At 67.1% G+C, this 17,185-nt stretch carries 17 protein-coding genes, 1 tRNA gene and 1 pseudogene; 4 read left to right on the plus strand and 15 right to left on the minus strand.

Annotated elements, in window-relative coordinates:
* Positions 1 to 127, plus strand: a pseudogene (locus K7G82_RS12820) (IS5/IS1182 family transposase); the annotation flags it as partial.
* On the opposite strand, the gene K7G82_RS12825 reads toward K7G82_RS12820, so the two are convergent.
* Positions 124 to 1,368 (minus strand): hypothetical protein, encoded by a 1,245-nt coding sequence (locus tag K7G82_RS12825; protein WP_222990302.1) that lies wholly within the window; start codon positions 1,366 to 1,368, stop codon positions 124 to 126. The pseudogene K7G82_RS12820 and the gene K7G82_RS12825 sit on opposite strands and share 4 nt — an antisense overlap.
* Positions 1,369 to 1,487: 119 nt before the next feature.
* On the opposite strand from K7G82_RS12825, the gene K7G82_RS12830 reads away from it, so the two are divergent.
* Positions 1,488 to 3,392, plus strand: a complete 1,905-nt coding sequence (locus K7G82_RS12830; RefSeq protein ID WP_246623523.1) for a CocE/NonD family hydrolase — start codon at positions 1,488 to 1,490, stop codon at positions 3,390 to 3,392.
* A 22-nt stretch (positions 3,393 to 3,414) separates the two neighbouring features.
* Here the strand turns inward: K7G82_RS12830 and K7G82_RS12835 are convergent, their stop codons facing one another.
* Positions 3,415 to 4,227 carry a c-type cytochrome gene (locus tag K7G82_RS12835; protein WP_222990303.1) on the minus strand — a complete coding sequence of 271 codons (813 nt, stop codon included), beginning with the start codon at positions 4,225 to 4,227 and terminating at the stop codon, positions 3,415 to 3,417.
* A gap of 54 nt (positions 4,228 to 4,281) precedes the next feature.
* Here K7G82_RS12835 and recJ point away from each other — a divergent pair, with 54 nt between their 5' ends.
* Both recJ and K7G82_RS12845 read left to right on the plus strand, forming a co-directional pair.
* On the plus strand, positions 4,282 to 6,042 hold the full coding sequence (gene recJ / locus K7G82_RS12840; RefSeq protein ID WP_222990304.1) for a single-stranded-DNA-specific exonuclease RecJ: 1,761 nt from the start codon (positions 4,282 to 4,284) through the stop codon (positions 6,040 to 6,042).
* A 131-nt stretch (positions 6,043 to 6,173) separates the two neighbouring features.
* A tRNA-Glu gene (locus K7G82_RS12845) sits at positions 6,174 to 6,248 on the plus strand.
* Positions 6,249 to 6,524: 276 nt separating this feature from the next.
* Here the strand turns inward: K7G82_RS12845 and K7G82_RS12850 are convergent.
* The 13 genes from K7G82_RS12850 to K7G82_RS12910 all read right to left on the minus strand — a co-directional run bounded on the left by K7G82_RS12850 (position 6,525) and on the right by K7G82_RS12910 (position 17,184).
* Positions 6,525 to 6,755: a helix-turn-helix domain-containing protein gene (locus tag K7G82_RS12850; protein ID WP_222990305.1), complete on the minus strand. Its 231-nt coding sequence runs from the start codon at positions 6,753 to 6,755 to the stop codon at positions 6,525 to 6,527.
* A complete protein-coding gene (locus K7G82_RS12855; RefSeq protein WP_222990306.1) occupies positions 6,755 to 6,967 on the minus strand; it encodes a DUF2274 domain-containing protein in 213 nt (70 codons plus the stop codon). The genes K7G82_RS12850 and K7G82_RS12855 overlap by 1 nt, the downstream gene beginning before the upstream one ends.
* The gene (locus K7G82_RS12860; protein ID WP_222990307.1) at positions 6,964 to 8,148 is read right to left on the minus strand and encodes a TraB/TrbI/VirB10 family type IV secretion system protein; all 1,185 of its coding nucleotides are present in this window, start codon (positions 8,146 to 8,148) and stop codon (positions 6,964 to 6,966) included. The genes K7G82_RS12855 and K7G82_RS12860 overlap by 4 nt, the downstream gene beginning before the upstream one ends.
* Positions 8,138 to 8,950, minus strand: a complete 813-nt coding sequence (trbG, locus tag K7G82_RS12865) for a P-type conjugative transfer protein TrbG (RefSeq protein ID WP_222990308.1) — start codon at positions 8,948 to 8,950, stop codon at positions 8,138 to 8,140. Before trbG ends, K7G82_RS12860 begins: the two co-directional genes overlap by 11 nt.
* Positions 8,947 to 9,738 (minus strand): conjugal transfer protein TrbF, encoded by a 792-nt coding sequence (trbF, locus tag K7G82_RS12870; protein ID WP_222990309.1) that lies wholly within the window; start codon positions 9,736 to 9,738, stop codon positions 8,947 to 8,949. The genes trbG and trbF overlap by 4 nt, the downstream gene beginning before the upstream one ends.
* Positions 9,739 to 9,741: 3 nt before the next feature.
* Complete coding sequence (gene trbL / locus K7G82_RS12875; RefSeq protein ID WP_222990310.1) at positions 9,742 to 11,034, minus strand: P-type conjugative transfer protein TrbL; 1,293 nt, start codon at positions 11,032 to 11,034, stop codon at positions 9,742 to 9,744.
* Between the two features lie 110 nt (positions 11,035 to 11,144).
* Positions 11,145 to 11,909 (minus strand): P-type conjugative transfer protein TrbJ, encoded by a 765-nt coding sequence (trbJ, locus tag K7G82_RS12880; RefSeq protein WP_246623524.1) that lies wholly within the window; start codon positions 11,907 to 11,909, stop codon positions 11,145 to 11,147.
* Between the two features lie 215 nt (positions 11,910 to 12,124).
* Positions 12,125 to 12,682 (minus strand): RNA polymerase sigma factor, encoded by a 558-nt coding sequence (locus K7G82_RS12885; RefSeq protein ID WP_222990311.1) that lies wholly within the window; start codon positions 12,680 to 12,682, stop codon positions 12,125 to 12,127.
* A 98-nt stretch (positions 12,683 to 12,780) separates the two neighbouring features.
* Positions 12,781 to 15,204 carry a conjugal transfer protein TrbE gene (gene trbE / locus K7G82_RS12890; protein ID WP_222990312.1) on the minus strand — a complete coding sequence of 808 codons (2,424 nt, stop codon included), beginning with the start codon at positions 15,202 to 15,204 and terminating at the stop codon, positions 12,781 to 12,783.
* Positions 15,198 to 15,470 carry a VirB3 family type IV secretion system protein gene (locus tag K7G82_RS12895; protein ID WP_222990313.1) on the minus strand — a complete coding sequence of 91 codons (273 nt, stop codon included), beginning with the start codon at positions 15,468 to 15,470 and terminating at the stop codon, positions 15,198 to 15,200. Before K7G82_RS12895 ends, trbE begins: the two co-directional genes overlap by 7 nt.
* Positions 15,467 to 15,796 carry a TrbC/VirB2 family type IV secretion system protein gene (locus tag K7G82_RS12900; protein WP_222990314.1) on the minus strand — a complete coding sequence of 110 codons (330 nt, stop codon included), beginning with the start codon at positions 15,794 to 15,796 and terminating at the stop codon, positions 15,467 to 15,469. The genes K7G82_RS12895 and K7G82_RS12900 overlap by 4 nt, the downstream gene beginning before the upstream one ends.
* A gap of 3 nt (positions 15,797 to 15,799) precedes the next feature.
* Positions 15,800 to 16,789 carry a P-type conjugative transfer ATPase TrbB gene (gene trbB / locus K7G82_RS12905; protein ID WP_222990315.1) on the minus strand — a complete coding sequence of 330 codons (990 nt, stop codon included), beginning with the start codon at positions 16,787 to 16,789 and terminating at the stop codon, positions 15,800 to 15,802.
* Entirely contained in the window at positions 16,786 to 17,184 is a 399-nt protein-coding gene (locus K7G82_RS12910; protein WP_222990316.1) for a CopG family transcriptional regulator, read from the minus strand. The genes trbB and K7G82_RS12910 overlap by 4 nt, the downstream gene beginning before the upstream one ends.
* Between the last annotated feature and the right edge of the window lies 1 nt (position 17,185).

Here is a 17,185-nt window from a genome sequence, read left to right on the forward strand (position 1 = left end):
CTTCTCCAAGCTGAAACACTTCCGTCGCGTCGCCACCCGCTACGACAAGCTGGCCGCGAACTTCCTCGCCATGGTTCAACTCGCATCAATGCGGCTTTGGCTTCGCGTTTATGAGTCTACGACCTAGCGCAGCCCCTTCAATCCGCTCAGCATCATCGTCGCCGGTTTTTCGCCCGGCAGGATCACGATCGCGTCGAAGCCGTTGATGGCTTCGCGGAACGGCGTGTGGTCGCTTTCCTTGAGCGGCACGCGCACCAGCCGTTGCATCGGGCGCAGCGCACGCAGGTCGACGATCACCGGCTGGTCCGGCGGCGTCGCGGGCAGCATCACCTTCAGCCAGTCCGGAACATCGGCATAGCCCGCGCCCGTCAGCGGCAGCACGAACAGGCCATAGGCGTCCTTGCCGTTGGCGATCGCGAATTCATGCGCGAAATTGCCGATCGGGAAGGCCTGGGTCGGGTTCTTGCCGCGATACATATGATTGGCGCCGAACTTGAACAGCGCCTTGGGCAGCGCCCCGCGCTTCGCGGCGCGACGATAGCAATCCATGAACAGCCGCTTGAACCAGGCTTCGCGCACGGTGTTGTTGAACAGCGCCACGGGCTCACCCGCCTCGGCCCGGCGATAATAGCCGAAGATCTCCGCCGAACGCATGAGGCCGAGCAGCATCTCGTCATGCCGTGACCCCGGCTTCGCGCCGAAATCGGCGCGCAAGCGTTCAAGCCGCTGCTCGACCCCCGCTTCCGACAGGAAATTGACGCTGTAGCGGGCGTCGGGATCGCGCGTCAGCGCGTGAGCGCGCAGGGCGGCGATCTCGGCGCGCACCGCCTGATTGGGCGCGGCGGCCGCCAGTTCGTCGAAATAGCGGACCGGCCCCAGCGCCTGTTCGATCCCGCAGATCGCTTCCGGCCCCTTTTCCAGCCGCCCGACCAGCGCCAGCAGCTCGAGATCCTGATCGGACGCGAATTCGAACAGATTGGGATAGCGCGCGGCGAGCGCGCCCAGCCGGCGCGCATCGCCACGATTGGGCGGCGCCAGCGCGTCCTCCATCGCGATCCTGTCCTGCTCGACGACCAGATGGCGGAAACCATGGCGGTCGCGCAGCATGCGGAACAGCGCCGCGGCGAAGACCGGCGTGTCGTGGAGATAATGATCCTCGCCGAACAGCACGAACTGGCTGTCGGCGGTCGCGGCTTCCAGAAACGCGGCGCCGGGGCCGGCAAGCGTGTCGTTCGTGAAGGTGAATGGCCGGCTATGCGCCGCGACCAGCGCAGCTGGCTCCGGATCCGCCGCCGCCAGCGGCGCGTGCATCGCGGCCATGGCCGTCAGCGAGACGGCCAGCCTGGTGAAACGCGATCGTCCGCGCATGATCCTCTCTCCCTAGCTGTATTATTCAAATAATACAGCCCTGCCTCCGGCGTCAAGCGCTGGACAGGGTTGGGCGCTTGGCCGATGCTCCGCCATCGACTCCGCAACCGGGGAATGTCATGCCTCGCATCCTGCTTTCCGCCGCCGCCATCGCGGCGGCGCTCCTCTGCTCCGTCGGCGCCCCTTTCCCCATCCCGGCCGCCACCGCGCAGACCGCCACGCAATCGCCCTTCACCTATCAGGAACTGATGGTGCCGATGCGCGACGGCACGAAGCTGCAAACGGTGGTGCTGCGCCCCAGGGGGCGGACGGAGCGCCTGCCGATCCTGCTGGTGCGCACGCCCTATGGCGTGCCCGGCGCCGCCCCGCGACAGGCGCCGGGCTATCTGCGCGCGATGATGGACGACGGCTATATCATCGTGATGCAGAGCATGCGCGGACGCTTCAAATCGGAAGGGTCGTTCAGCGCATCCATGGCGGTCGATCCCGAGAATCCGAAGGTGATCACCGAAGCCACCGACGCCTATGACACGATCGACTGGCTGGTGAAGTCGCTGCCGGGCAACACCGGCAAGGTCGGCATGCTGGGGGTTTCCTATCCCGGCCTCGCCGCCGCCGTCGCGCTGATCAAACCGCATCCCGCGCTGAAAGCGGTGAGCCCCCAGGCGGCCTGGGTGGACTGGTGGATGAACGACGATCTGCACCGGGGTGGCGCGATCCGGCTGAGCTACGCCACCGACTGGCTGTGGGGCCTGCAGGCGGAGAAGATGGACAACGCCCCCTTCCCCTATGACGACGCCTGGGATCTCTACGACTGGTTCCTGGCGCGCGGGAATGCCGAGACGATCGAGACCGAATACATGAAGGGCCGCGTGCCCGCCTTTCGCGCGCTGATCGATCATCCCGATTATGACGCGCACTGGAAGCGCGAGCGCTGGATCGACCGGCTGGGCAGGACGACCGTCCCGACGCTCAATGTCGCCGGCTTCTGGGATCAGGAAGATCCCTGGGGAAGCTGGCAGATCTATCGCAAGGCGGAACAGAATGATCCCGACGGGCTGAACCTGATGGTCGCCGGCCCGTGGAACCATGGAAGCTGGACGGGCAAGGGCGACATGATCGGCCCCGTCGTTCCGATCGGCACCGAAAGCGGCACCCAGTTCCAGGCCGAGATCCAGGCGCCCTTCTTCCGTTACTGGCTGCACGGCAAGGGCCAGAAGCCGGCCTGGGAAGCGCGCATGTTCCAGAGCGGATCCAATGTCTGGAAAAGCTATGCGCAATGGCCGCCCAGGGAAGCGAAGCCGACCAATCTCTATCTCCATGCCGATGGCACCCTGTCGTTCAGCGCGCCCGGCGCAGCCGCCGCCGACAGCGGCCATCGCGACTATGTTTCCGATCCCGCCCGCCCCGTTCCCTTCCGCGCGCGGCCGATCTCCCCCACCTATCCCTGCGGAGACTGGTGCTGGTGGGAAGCGCGCGACCAGCGCTTCGTCGACGGGCGCCCCGACATACTCACCTATGTCAGCGCGCCGTTGACCGAGGATCTGACGGTAAGCGGCGAAGTGGCCGCGACGATCTTCGCGTCGACCAGCGGCACCGACAGCGATTTCGTCGTCAAGCTGATCGACGTCTATCCCAACACCGCGCAAAAGGCGCCCTGGGGCGATGGCGCGCCCGCGATCGGCGCCTATGCCGACACGCTCAACGGCTATCAGTTGCCGATCGCGATGGAGGTGCGGCGCGGCCGCTGGCTGGCATCGCGCGAAAAGCCCGCCGCGCTGACGCCGGGCAAGGCGATGGCGTGGCAATTCCCGCTGCGCGACCATGACCATGTGTTCCTGAAGGGGCACCGGATCATGGTGCAGATCCAGTCGAGCTGGTTCCCGATGCTCGACCGCAATCCGCAGACCTTCGTGCCCAATATCGCGAAGGCGCCGCCCGAAGCCTACAGGAAAGCCGATCAGCGCGTCTTCTCGACGGCGGACATGGCATCGCGGATCGTCCTGCCGGTCGTCGGCAGGTGAGGCCACCTGCCTCGGAACCACTTTAAGGCACGAGCGCCCGCGCCGAAAGATAACCGTGAAGCGCGGCGATCTCGTCATCGGTCAATCGCGAAAAGCGGTCGCGCGCGACCTCCGCCATGAGTTTCAGCGTTCGCCCCCCCGTTGGCCTCCCCGTCCGCATCAACGTGCGGAACTCGGACAGGCTGTAGCTCGCCGCGACGATCAGATCGGGCCGATAGGGCGCCTTGTTGCCATCAAGGCGCGCCGCATGGCATTCGCTGCATGCCGTCATGGCGAGATGGCGGCCCCGCGCATGATCCTGACCAAGATCGACCGGTGCCAGGCCGGCTTCATCGCGCACTCTTTCCGCCGCGCTCCGGTACAGCCCCGCTCTTGCCTCATAGCGCCAGCCGGCCAGCATCACGGCGCGGGGATGGGTTCGCCCGGTTGGCGGCACCGAACGAAGATAGGCGGTCAACGCGCGCATCTCCTCCGGATCGAGCGAGGCGAACATGGCCGACGGCATTTCCCACAGCGCCGAGCCGTCGGGCCGGAGGCCGGTCCGCAACGTCCTGTCGAGCGCGGCATCGCTATAGCTTGGGAGTATACGGCTCAGATTCGACGCATATAATGTGCCGAACCCGGCCTCGTCGAAATTCAGCCGCCCGGCAAGATCCTGGCCATGACACCCCTTGCAGCCAAGCAGGCTCGACAATCGCTCGCCCTGGGCGATCATCGCGGTGCGATCGCCCGGCGGGGCATAAGCCTGGCCGGCGACGCCAGCCAGCCAGCCCAGAGCCAGCAGCACCATCGCGATTCCCAGCAGTTCAGCCGGGTTGAACCATGCCTTCCCCATGATTCCGGTCCTATCAGGATTCCATGGCTCCCGCGAACCGTCTAAGCCGGGAGCATGACCGCAGCACTCAACATCACACGATCGATTCTCGGCCAGCCCTGGCGCTGGCGCGGCCTCGACACCGGCGCGCGCGACGTGAATTTCGAGCCCGACGATCTGGTCACCCAATTGCTGCTGACGCGCGGCTGCCCGCGCGACGCGATCGAGGCGCACCGCGCGCCCAGCATTCGCGGCTTCATGCCCGATCCGTCGATCTTCCGCGACATGGACCGCGCCGCCGAGCGACTGGCCGATGCCGTGCTGGCGAACGAGAAAGTGACGATCTTCGGCGATTACGACGTCGATGGCGCCACCTCCGCCGCGCTGCTGATCCGCCTGTTGCGCGATCTGGGCCTCCATGCGCAGGCCTATATTCCCGATCGCCTGATGGAGGGCTACGGCCCCTCGGGCGAGGCGCTGGTCCGCCTGGCCGAAGCGGGATCGACGCTGATCGTCACCGTCGATTGCGGCGCGCAGGCGTTCGAAGCGCTCGACATGGCCAGGGCGGCGCGCGTCGACGTCGTCGTCGTCGATCATCACAAATGCGCGAGCGCGCTGCCTGCCGCCTATGCGCTGGTCAATCCCAACCGGCTCGACGAGGATGAAGGTGCTGCGCACGGCCATCTCGCCGCCGTCGGCGTCGCCTTCCTGCTCGGCGCCGCCCTGCTGCGTCTGCTGCGCCAGCGCGGTTTCTTCGCCGCCCGCCCCGAACCCCGGCTGATCGACCTGCTCGATATCGTCGCGCTGGGCACCGTCGCCGATGTCGCCGCGCTGCGCGGGCTCAACCGCGCCTTCGTGGCGCAGGGGCTGAAAGTGATGGCGGCGCGGCGCAATATCGGGCTCAACGCGCTGATCGGCGCATCGCGGCTCAATCGCGCGCCCACCTGCACCGATCTCGGCTTCGCGCTCGGCCCGCGAATCAATGCGGGCGGCCGCGTCGGCAAATCCGATCTCGGCGTGCGGCTGCTCGTCACCGAGGATCCGGACGAAGCGCGCGGCATCGCCGAAGAGCTCGACCGGCTGAACGAGGAACGCCGCGCGATCGAGGCGCTCGTGCAGGAGGCGGCTGAAACCGCTTCGATCGGCCAGGGCAATCGCGCGGTCGCGCTTGTCGCCGGCCGTGGCTGGCACCCCGGCGTGATCGGCATCGTCGCGGGGCGATTGAAGGAAAAGCTGGGCCGGCCGGCGATCGTGATCGCGATCGACGAGGATGGCGTCGGCAAGGGATCGGGCCGCTCGATCTCCGGCGTCGATCTGGGCGCGGCGGTGATGGCGGCCAAGGAAAGTGGGCTGCTCGTCGCGGGCGGCGGCCATGCAATGGCGGCGGGCCTGACGATTGCGGCCGAGCGAATCGACGCCCTCGCCGATTTCCTCGACGAGCGCCTCTCGGCGGACGTCGTGCGCGCGCAGGGCGAACGGGCATTGCTGCTCGACGCGGTGATCGCGCCGGGCGGCATGACGCCCGCGCTGGTGGAGGCGCTGGAAGCCGGCGGCCCCTATGGCATGGGCTGGCCGGCGCCGCGCGTGGCGGCGGGGCCGGTCAGGATCATCAAGGCGGATATCGTCGGCACCAACCATGTGCGCGCGATCGTGGGCGGAGACGATGGCCGCAGCTTCAAGGCCGTCGCCTTCCGCGCCGCCGAAACCGAACTCGGCCAGACGATTCTCGCCGCCCCGCGCGATCGCAAGCTGTGGATCGCCGGCCGCGCGAAGATCGACGACTGGGGCAGCCGCCCCGCGGCGGAGCTCCATATCGACGACGCGGCCTGGGCCTGACGCCAGCCCGCGCGGCGCTTGAGCGAACCGATCTCGGATGCGCCGGCATCTTCGAAGTCGGATATGAAAATCAGTTTGCCCACATGCTTGACCGGGGCGGATTCCTCGCCTAGGTGCTCGCCTGCCTTCGCGGCCCCTTCGTCTAGCGGTTAGGACGCGGCCCTTTCACGGCTGAAACACGGGTTCGATTCCCGTAGGGGTCACCAACAAAATCAACGACTTAGCGTTGATTTTGAGTTGCAGAAGGCAACTTGTCCAGTTCTTGTCCAGTATATGGGTTCGGATTCGCCCGGACGGGCTTGGACTATTTTTTCGATTAATCCGCTGGTGGAAATCGACCGAGCGTGGCTGCGCGAAGGCCTGCCCTCTTTCCTCTCGATACTGAGGTGCGGAGCCTGACGGCTTGCCGATACCGATCCGATCACAGCGGCGCAGATTGCTGCTTCGCCAGTTCGGATTGAAGCCTGTCGACTGGAGAGTGTTTACGCTCGCCGAACGCGGCGCGAGATCGCCGCCTTCAGGCTGTCGACAAGGATGAAGGTGCAATTGCCGTCCTTGGCGATCTCGATCTCACCCGACTTGATCAGCTCGTAGAGACGGGACCGGCTGAACCCGGTCATCGCCAGAGCCTGCGGAACGCGGACACTGAACGGTTCGGGCGGCTTTTTCTGATCGCCCGGTCCGGACTGCCGTGCCGCTCTGGACCTGCGCATCAGTCAGCCCGCCTGCGCATGAAATGGCGGTCGTTGTCCAGGAAACTGGCGAGCATTGCCGGCACCAGTTCAGTAACCGGCTCCTCAACCCCATATGCCTTGGCATATTTTGCGGCATAGTCGGCCAGGCGCTGATGCAGTCCGGGCAGAAGCAGGATCGTCAGCTTGACCGGCGTGCGATCCGGCAGCTTGGGCAGGCGTAACCCGCTCACAAGCCGCGCTCCCGCCACGGCTCGAGCACCAGGTCCCTGTTGACCAAAAGCCGGACAGGCGTGCCGGGCCGAATCGTGATCGTCGGCTGGATATCGAGATTGCGTTGCGCCAGCCGGTCGCCAGCGCGCGCGGTGTTGCTCTGCGCCGATTCGCGGAGCGCCTCGACCAGATCGCTCTCTCCGGTCAGCGACAATTCGGTTCCCACGCCGAGCAGGGTCGCCAAGGCGATCCCCTTCAACAGGCGCCAGCTATGGAAATCGACCTTGTCCGCGATCCCGGCATAACCGGCCGCGTCGGTCGCCGACATATTGTCGAGTCGCACCGAACGGCCATCCGGCATGATCAGCCGGTCCCAGATGACCAGCGCGCGACTCTGCCCGAACGCCACGACATGGTCATAGCGGCCAATGAGGCGCGCGCCCTGCGGCACCAGCAAAATCCTGCCAGTTGCGCTGTCATAGGCATTCTCCGAGACCTGCGCGGTGACGAGCCCGGGCAGATCGGAGTTCAGGCCGGTGATCAGGCTGGCGGTGATCACGCTTCCCGCCATCAGCATATGAGGTGATGGCGGCGAGGTCGTCCGGTGGGGATTGAGGTCACCCTTGCTGTCCGGTGTGGAGACGAACGCGGCTTTGCGGTCTCCGGCAGACGCGGAGGGAGCTTGCGGCATGCCCATATTCACGTCCGCGACGGATTGCGGCGATGCCGATCCGGCGCGACCTGACGCCTGGATCAGGAGCCCCGACTCACGCGCGGCCCTGAGTTCCGACGCACGACGCTCGCGCTCGGTTCTTGCCGATTCGGCCGCATCGGGCCCCGCTCCTGCCACCGCGACCTGCTCTCGTTCCTGCGCACGCAGGATCGGTCGCCCAAGGTCGCCGGGTAGCGGTGGGCCGAGCTTGGGCACATCGCCATAGCTTGACGGCAGATCGTTGAGCGCATCGCCGGCCGCGCGGCTGTTGGGCTGCGACAACTCGCTTTCCTGCGCGACCTGCCGAAATACCCGCGGCTGCAGAGCCAGCCAGGCCACCGCCATCAGGCCGCCCGAGCCGATCGCCGCGGCCCCGATGATCGCGCCGCGCCGGAACCGGATCGCGCGCGGCGGTCGCGCCCTTATCGCCAATGTCTCCGGATCGACCTTCTGCGGAACAACTGTCGGCGTCGCGCTTTCATCGGCCATGGCGCCGGCTCCGTTCGCCCGAGCGCGTGATTCGCACCACCTGCTGCCGACTGGCTCCCAGCCGGAGTTCGGCAGCGTCGAACAGCCGGTCCACCACGTAGAAGCGACCACGCATCCGATAGTTTATGAGTTCCGCCTCGCCGTTCGCGCCGAGCAGGAACAAGGGTGGAGCCTCGCCAACAGCGATCGACGCCGGAAACTCGATATAGGTCTGCCGCCCATCGTCGAACGCGCGCAACGGCCGCCAGGCCGGCCGATCACCGGTTATGACATAGCCGAATCCCAGTGCATCGATCGCCAGTGGCGGCTCGAGCGGCCGCACCGGCTCGAGATCGGTCGCGGCACGCTTGACCGCGATCATCGCGTCCTGTGGGTAGGTCCAGGCGAGCGCCGTCATAGCGTGCCGCACGACGCTGGTCAGCCGCAGATGATAGACCCGCCGATCAGTCGTGATGACCAGATTGGTCTCAAGGCCGACGCTGTACGGCTTCACCAGGATGTGCGTGCGCTTGCTTTCACCGGCGCCGCTGCTTGTGTCCCCGATGACCCAGCGCACCGTGTCACCGGCCGCAACCGCAATCAGGCTCTCGCCGGGCTGGAGCGCGATCTCGGTGATGAGTCCCGGCGCGACATAGGCCTGGTAGATCGCGCCTTCGGTCCAGGCATAGACCTGACGCGCGTTGATGAAATTGGAGGACGCCGGCTCGACCGTTGCCCGGCGCTCGGCGGCGATGACGCCGGCGGCCGGTCCCGGGGAACCGCCGCCAGCAAGCAGCGACAGGGCGAGGATATGCGGGATCATTGGTTTGTCTCCTGCGGTGAAGCCGGGTTTCCGAGGCCGGTATCGAGCTGCGGACCGGATGGCTGGGGGGCAGGTCGTGCAGCCTGGGACGACACCGGCGCGGGCACCTCGAGCTCGCGACTCCAGTCGATCGCATCGACATAGATGCCGAGCGGGTTCCTTCGCAGCGTGTCCGCGTCGCTGGGCGGCGTCTCGACGAGCGTCAGGATCGCGGTCCAGCGGCTGGTGCCGGTCTGGCTTCCTCTCTCGTAAGCGGTCTCGCTCCATTTGACCTGAAAGCTCTTGTCCGACGCACGCACCACGCTGGTCACCTGGACCGAGACGGTGCGCTCGCCGATGCGCGCGAGCGCGCCCGAACCCCGGGCATGGGCGCTCAGGAACTGCGCGCCGCGTCGCGTCGCGAAATCATAGGCCTCGAGCCAACACTTGCGGGTGAGGACCGGATCGAGCGAAACCCCGCGAACATTGCCGATGAATCGCGAAAGCGCCCATGCGATCTGCGGATCGGTGGGGCGATAGGCGATATCGGCCGGACCGACCGCCCGCGCCTCGCCAAGCATATCGACCTCCACCACATAAGGCACGATGCGGCTCTGCAGCGATTGCCAGGTGATCGCCCCCGACAGACCGCCGCTCAGCAACAGCGAACCGAACGCCATCAATCGCCAGTTGCGCGCCTGGACCCGCGCGGATCCGATGCGCTCATCCCAGAGTTGGCCCGCCCGCTGGAAGGGCGTCTCCGGCTCGGGCGTGCGACCATAGCGCTGCACGGCGCGTCTGAACTTCATGGATCAGTCCCTTTCCTTGATGTCGGGTGTCGCGGCTGCGCCGCCGCGGTCACCCTGGCTGACGGCATGGACGGCGAGTTGCCGGCGATGCCGCGAGGTCTGCTGGGCATGGAGCGCCTGTGCCCAGGCGGGAGCGGATTCGCCGGTCGCGGAAGGCGATGCCGGCGCCTTGTCGTTCAGCGCATTCCACGCGGCCTTGCGGCCGCTCTCGGCCGCCTCACTGACACCGAGAGCGCCTGAAACACGGGATCTTGCGGCATTGCCCGCCGCACGGGCGACCCCGCCGAGACCCGCGCCGACCGTAGGCGAGCCGCCGGTTTCCTTGCCGAGCGCGTAAGCGGTCGATGCGGCCGACCCCATGGCTGTTCCGGCGCGCACCGCGCCCATCGCACCGCCGGCCAGCATGCGGGCGCCGCCGGCGGCGGCTCCGCCCGCCACCATCGTGAAACCTGCGGCGCCGAGTGTCGTGCCGAGCGCGGCGCCCGCGCCCAGCTGCGGGGCGCCCGCCGCGAGGCCGCTCGCGACCGATGGCGCGAAGATGCCGAGGCCGAACAAGGCGAGGCTGGCGAGCACAAGGCTCATAGCCTGGCCGATATCGGGCTCCTGCCCGTTCAATGCGGCCGTGAAGTCGGCGAAGAAGCCCGAACCGATGCCGACGATGACGCCGAGCACCATGACCTTGATGCCCGAACTCACGACATGGCCGAGCACGCGCTCGGCGAGGAAGCTGGTGCGGTTCCACAAGGCAAAGGGCACGAGAATGAAACCGGCGAGGCTCACCAGCTTGAACTCGATGATGCAGACGAACATCTGCACGGCGAGAACGAAGAAGGCGATGATGATGATCGCCCAGGCGAACAGCAGCACGACGATGGTCAGGAAATTGTCGAAGAAGGTCGTGAACCCGACCATTTCGCTCGCCTGGTCGAGCAAGGGCCACGCCGCCTCGAACCCGGTACCCGCGAGCCGTCCGGGCTTCAGCAGGTCGTCGGCCGAGAGCGCACCGCCGCCCGCGGTCAGGCCAGCCTGCGCGAAGGAACGGAAGATGATTTCGGAAAGCGTCGAGAAACTGTTGAGGATGAGCGCGAATACCCCGACATAAAGGATCTTGCGCAGAAAGCGGCCGATGACATTGTCCTCGCCGCCCAGCGCCCAGAACAGGCCGGCCAGCGTGATGTCGATGCCGATCAGGATACTCGTCAGGAAGCCGACATCTGGGCCCAGAAGCCCGAAGCCCGCATCGATATAGGCGATGAACGCCTGGCAGAAGCGGTCGATGACGTTGAGATCGTTCATGCTGGCGTCCGCTCTCGATGAAATGGTGCCGCGGGGTCTCGGAGGGGAGTGCGCCGAAACCCCGCGGGCTACGGCCGCGGCATAGGGGGCGAGAGCCGCGACCGGTCTCGTCAGCGCTCTGGCGTGTAGGCCTTGCGATTGCCGAGGAAGCGCTTGGTCGCGGCGCGCGCCTCTTCGGACTGGGTCAGCCGGCGCTGCTGCTCGACGGCCTCGCTGCGGAACTGCGCGGCCATCATCTGCTGGAGCTGGAACTGCTGCTTGGCGGTCAATGCCAGGAGCTGGTTGGTCGCCTGTTGCGCCTGAAGGGAGCCCTCGGCCCCTTGGCTCTTCGCGATGATCTCGGCGAGCGCGGATGCGTCCTCATGGACATTCTCGACCACCTGGCTCTGCACGGTCATGGTCTTCCGGAAGGCTTCCGTACTCGCATCGAGCCGCGCCCGCGCGGCCTGGACACGCTGGTCACTGTTCAGAGCCTGCTCGAAGGCACGCGGGAAGAGGCTGCCAAGCCTGTCGTCGAGCTGATCGACGCGGAAGTCGATCCCGCGCGCCTGCCCCATCAGCTTGTCGATCTCGCCCAAGGTGCGGCGAAGCGCATCGAGCTGCGGAAAATCGATCTTCGCGAGATGCTTGCCCATGTTTATCAGCATCGAAGCCTCGTTCTGAAGCTGCTGGATCTGCTGATTGACCTGCTGGAGCGTGCGCGCCGCGGTCAGGATATTCTGCGCATAGTTGGTCGGATCGAAGACGGCCAGCTGGGCCTGAGCGGGCGTGGGCGGCGGAAGGACAATCATTGCAAGCGAGGCGATGACACCCGTTCCGAGAAAGGCGGCGATCAGGACGCTGCGCGGCCGGCGCGGCATGGGTCGAGGAAGCATCTGGAGGATTCCCTGCTGGTTGGAAGCCGGCACAGGATCGCCATTCTGACGAAAGGCGGCAGTCCATCCCGAGTGCCGTCGGGTGCATTTACGGGGCACACAGGCACCCGAGGGGGGAGACGTCCGGGAGACGTCCACGCGCCGCCTTTGACGGCTGGCCAGATGGCAATAGCGGCGGCGACGGCGACGGTCGTGGCGGGGGCGCGACAGCTTTCCTATTTCCCGGGCCGAGCCGTGTCCGGTGGCGCATCAGCGCTCAACACGAGCTTGCATATTGTGCGGGCGAGCGTGAGATGATGCTCGATCGAGCGCAAGCTCAAACCCAGTTCGTCGGCAGCGTCGCGATTGAGCATGCCATGGGCGCGCGTGAGCATGAGCACCTCATGGGTGCGGCTGGAACGCGCCTTGAGCGCTCGTTCGATCGCAAGCACGTCCTGCGCCGCGATGAATGCGGGTTCCGGTCCATCATCGACGCGCCCCTCCTGAATCTGGAGAATCTCCAGGCGGCGCGTCGCAACCTTGCGGCGATCGACCGCGAGATTGATCGCCATGCGGATGAGGAAGGCCCTGGCGTCACCGCGATCGTCGAACCGGTTGGTGACCATGGCCCATTTGAGATAAAGGTCCTGGAGAACGTCCGGGGTCCATTCACCTAAAGTCCCGAGCCGCCTCCGGATCACCCCGTGCAGCATGGCGCTGCTCGCCAGGAAGACCGACAATCGATCCGCCTCGCTGGCGACCGGCTTCGGTTCATCCGAACGGGTCCGCTCCACGCTGAAGCTCCTTCGACGTTGCCGCTCGGGAGCCGGAACTCCCACGACCACAACGACGGGCGGTCGGAATCCCGCATCCGGTCGCGCGTCGCGCCGGCTCAGCCGCGACGATCGGTCATGAGATCCGCGGCCCAATCCAGGCCCGATGCGCGGAGAAAATGCTCCGCGAACCGCTCGGCGCCGTGCTCGGCGAGCAACGCGTCGATCAGCGCCTGGCTTGCCGGATCCGAGGCCCCGCACAGCGCTAGCGCGACCGGCCCCAGGCCGAGCTCGAACAGGCGATTGCCCCGCGCGGACTGGAGATAATAATGTTTCTTGGGTGTCGCCCGGCTGATCAGTTCGATCTGCCGCTCGTTCAGCCCGAACCGGACATAGGCGTCCTTCCCCTGCGGCTCGATCGCGCGGTCATTGGGCAGGAGGATGCGCTGGGGGCAGCTCTCGATGATCGCCGGCGCGATCGGCGACGACGAGATATCGGCGAGGCTCTGGGTCGCGAACAGCACCGCGACATTGCGCTTCCTCAATGTCTTCAGCCATTCGCGGATCCGGGCCGCGAACAACGGATGGTCGAGGAAGATCCAGGCCTCGTCGAGGATGAGGAGCGTCGGGCGCCCGTCGAACCGCTCCTCGAGCCGATGGAACAGATAGGTGAGCACCGGCGCGACCACGCCCGCCTGTCCCATCAGCCCCTCGGTCTCGAAACACTGGACATCGGCGAAGGCCGGCGACGGTTCGGCGGCATCGAGCAGCCGGCCATAGGGGCCTTCGATCGTGTAGGGACCGAGCGCGGAGCGCAGCGCGTTGGACTGGAGCAGCATCACCAGTCCGGTGATGGTCCGCTCATCGGGCGGCGCGGAGGCGAGGCTTCCCAGCGCCGACCAGAGCTGGTCCTTGATGTCGGGCGTCACCAGGATCCTTTCATGCGCGAGCAGCGCGCCGATCCATTCCGCGGCCCAGGCCCGCTCAGCGTCGTCGTCGATCCGCCGCAGGGGCTGGAAGGCCAGCGTTTCCCCATTGTCGGCGCCAAGCCCCAGCGCATGATGCGCGCCACCCATCGCCAGCACCGCCGCCCGCGCCGAGAAGCCCTTGTCGAAGATGAACAGCCGGGCGTCCCGATAGCGCCTGAACTGCAGGGCGATCAGCGCGAGAAGCACCGACTTGCCGGCGCCCGTGGGGCCCACGACCAGCATATGACCGACATCGCCGACATGCGTCGACAGGCGGAACGGCGTCGAACCCGACGTATCGGCATGGAGGAGCGGCGAGGCGTCGAGATGTGCGTTGCGCTCCGGCCCCGCCCAGACGCTCGAAAGCGGCATGAGATGGGCAAGGTTGAGCGTGTGGACGAGCGGCTGGCGGACATTGGCGTAGACCTGACCGGCAAGCGACGAGAGCCAGGCCTCGACGGCGTTCACCCGCTCACGAATCGCCGTGAACCCGAGCCCGTTTACGATCCGCTCGACCGCGCGGACCTTCTCCTCGACGCGGGCATGATCGATATCGGCGACGGTGACGGTCATGGTCAGATAGCCGAACGCGACATGGTCGCCGCCCAGCGCCTGGAGCGCCTGATCGGCATCGGCGACCTTGTTGTCGGCATCGCTGTCGAGGAGCTGGGTAGGCTGGTTGTAGAGCACCTCGCGCAGCATCGCGGTGATCGAACGGCGCTTGTTGAACCATTGGCGACGCAGGCTGGTGAGCGCCCTGGTCGCGTCGGTCTTGTCGAGCGCGATGAAGCGCACGACCCAGCGATAGCCGAAATCCTGGTGATTGAGGGCGTCTAGCAGCCCCGGCCGGCTCATGTTCGGAAAACCCGGCACCGTGAGCGTGCGGACATGAAGCGCACCGAGGCGCGGCTCCAGCCCGCCGGTGAATGGCGTGTCCGCGAGAAGACCATCAAGATACATCGGCGTTTCGGGCAGGATGACGTCATGCCGCCGGTCCGAGATCATGTCGTGGAGATAGGTCAGCGTCTCGGTGCTCGAGAGCGCGCGCACCTCGGGCATGAAGCCGCCGAGCAGATCGAGCGCGCGATCGGTTTCCGAGACGAAGGACGCAAGGGCGCCGCGCCAGTCCCGCCCCTGCCCGTCCCCGTCACGCTCGACAAGCGAACGGCCGGCCGCATCCTGGCTGTCGGCGGGCGGCAGCCAGACGAGCGTCAGGTAATAGCGGCTCTCATAATGCCCGCCCTTCGCCATGAAGGCCGCGCGACGCTCCTCATCGACCAGCCAGCTGGCCGCGTCGGGGAAACCGTCGTTCGGATAGACCGCAGCCTCGTGCCGGCAAGCCTCGATGAACAGCGCCCAGCCGGTGCCGAAGCGCCTGAGCACATTGTTGGCCCGCGCGGCGACCGACACCAGTTCGGCTTCGGTCGCGGATTCGAGATCAGGACCCCTGAAGAGGAGCGTCCGCTGGAAGCCGCCATCCTTGTTGAGGACGACGCCCGGCGCGACCAGCGCCGCCCATGGCAGGTGATCGGCGAGCCGGTCGGCGCGGCCGCGATATTCGCTCAGGCTCAGCATGCCAGATGGCTCCTCTGCCGGAGATGGCGGAGCAGGACCGTCGCGAACTCCGGATCCCGCCGCGCCGCGACGACGCACAGGCTGTGGCCGGCCGCCCAGATCAGCAGCCCGGCGAGCCATTGCTGGAGCCCGAGGCCGACCGAAGCCGCCAGCGTGCCGTTCAGGATCGCGATCCCGCGCGGGACGCCGCCAAGGAGGATCGGCGTCCCGAGGCTCGCATGGATCGGCACCTCGAAGCCTTCGATGTGCGGGCCGCTCCAGCTCATGCGACGAGCGCCCCGCCGCCGAAGCTGAAGAAGCTCAGGAAGAAACTGGAGGCGGCGAACGCGATCGACAGGCCGAACACGATCTGGATCAGCCGCCTGAACCCGCCGGCGGTCTCGCCAAAGGCCAGCGTCAGCCCGGTCACGATGATGATGATGACCGCGACGATCTTGGCGACGGGCCCCTGCACCGATTCGAGGACCTGCTGCAGCGGCTCCTCCCAGGGCATGCCCGAGCCGGCGGCGTGCGCGGTGGTGACGATCGCGAGCGCGCAGGCCGCCATCAACGGCGCGCGAAACAGGCTGTGACGGGTGATGAAGGTCGGCATGGATCAGGCTCCTTGGATATCTGCGGGGTTGAGAAGGTCGACGAGGGAGTAATCGTCGGTGTCCGGGTCGATCCCGGCCACACGCGCGATGGCGGAGACCCGGCGCTGGAGGCCGCGGCCGGATATGAAGACGATGATGTCGATCGCCTCGGCGATGAGGCGCCTCGGCACCGTGACCACCGCCTCCTGGACCAGCTGCTCGATCCGGTAGAGCGCCGAACGCGCCGAGTTCGCATGGACGGTCGCGATGCCGCCGGGATGCCCCGTATTCCAGGCCTTGAGCATGTCGAGGGCTTCGGGGCCGCGCACCTCGCCCACGATGATGCGATCGGGGCGCAGCCGGAGCGTCGAGCGGACAAGCTCGCTCATCCCGACGATGCCGGGACGGGTGCGCAGCGCGACAGTGTCGGCCGCCGGGCTCTGGAGTTCGCGGGTGTCCTCGATCAGGATCACGCGCTCGTCGTCCGACGCCATCTCGGCGAGGAGTGCATTGGCCAATGTGGTCTTGCCCGAGCTGGTTCCGCCGGCGACCAGGATATTGGCGCGTTCGCGCACGGCGGCGCGCAATCGCGCCGCCGCGCCGGCCGCCATGATGCCGTCGGCGACATAGTCGGCGAGCCCGTGGACCCTGGTGGCGGGTTTGCGGATCGCGAAACAGGGGCCGGGCGCGACCGGCGGCAGCAAGCCCTCGAACCGTTCGCCCGCCCGGCCCTCGGCATGGGGCGGCAGTTCGGCCGAGACGATCGGCGCGTCGCCATGGACCTCGGCGCGGGCATGGCTCGCGACCAGGCGGATGATCCGCTCGACCTGCGCCGCATCGATGCGGATGCCGGTTTCGAGACGTCCCTTGCCGAGCCGGTCGACCCGCAGCACGCCGTCGGGATTCACCATCACCTCGACGACCAGCGGATCGGCGAGCGCCGCCGCGATATCGGCGCCGAACGCGGTGCGCAGCATCATCCGCCGCCGGTCGCTCGCAAGCGCGCCGGTCATCCCGCTTCTCCCGGCTCGAGGCTTCGCTGGCCGGCGGAGACCTGCCGCGCGACCTGGAGGAGAAAGGCCTCGAAGCGTTTGGCGGCGACGGCGCGACCGGCATGATCGTCGGGCGCGAGCGGCGGATTGATCGCGAGCTCGTAACGGATGAAGAGCGCCAGGGTCTCGAGCTGGATGTGGCTGTCGCGCGCGAGGCGATCAAGCAGTTCGATCATGCGGTCGAGCCTCAGGCCGAAGCGGTCGTCGAGCTCGGAGCGGCCGCGGCGGTCGAGCCAGGCCGAGACCGCCTCGGCGAGCAGCGCCGACTTGCTGACGCCCGGCCGCGACGCGAGCGCCTCCAGCCGGTCGCTGGTCGCCCTGGGCAGGAAGAGCTGGTGGCGAACCTTGCCCGCCATC

The organism is Sphingomonas colocasiae (assembly GCF_019880585.1).
In the GTDB taxonomy this organism is placed as follows: domain Bacteria; phylum Pseudomonadota; class Alphaproteobacteria; order Sphingomonadales; family Sphingomonadaceae; genus Sphingobium_A; species Sphingobium_A colocasiae.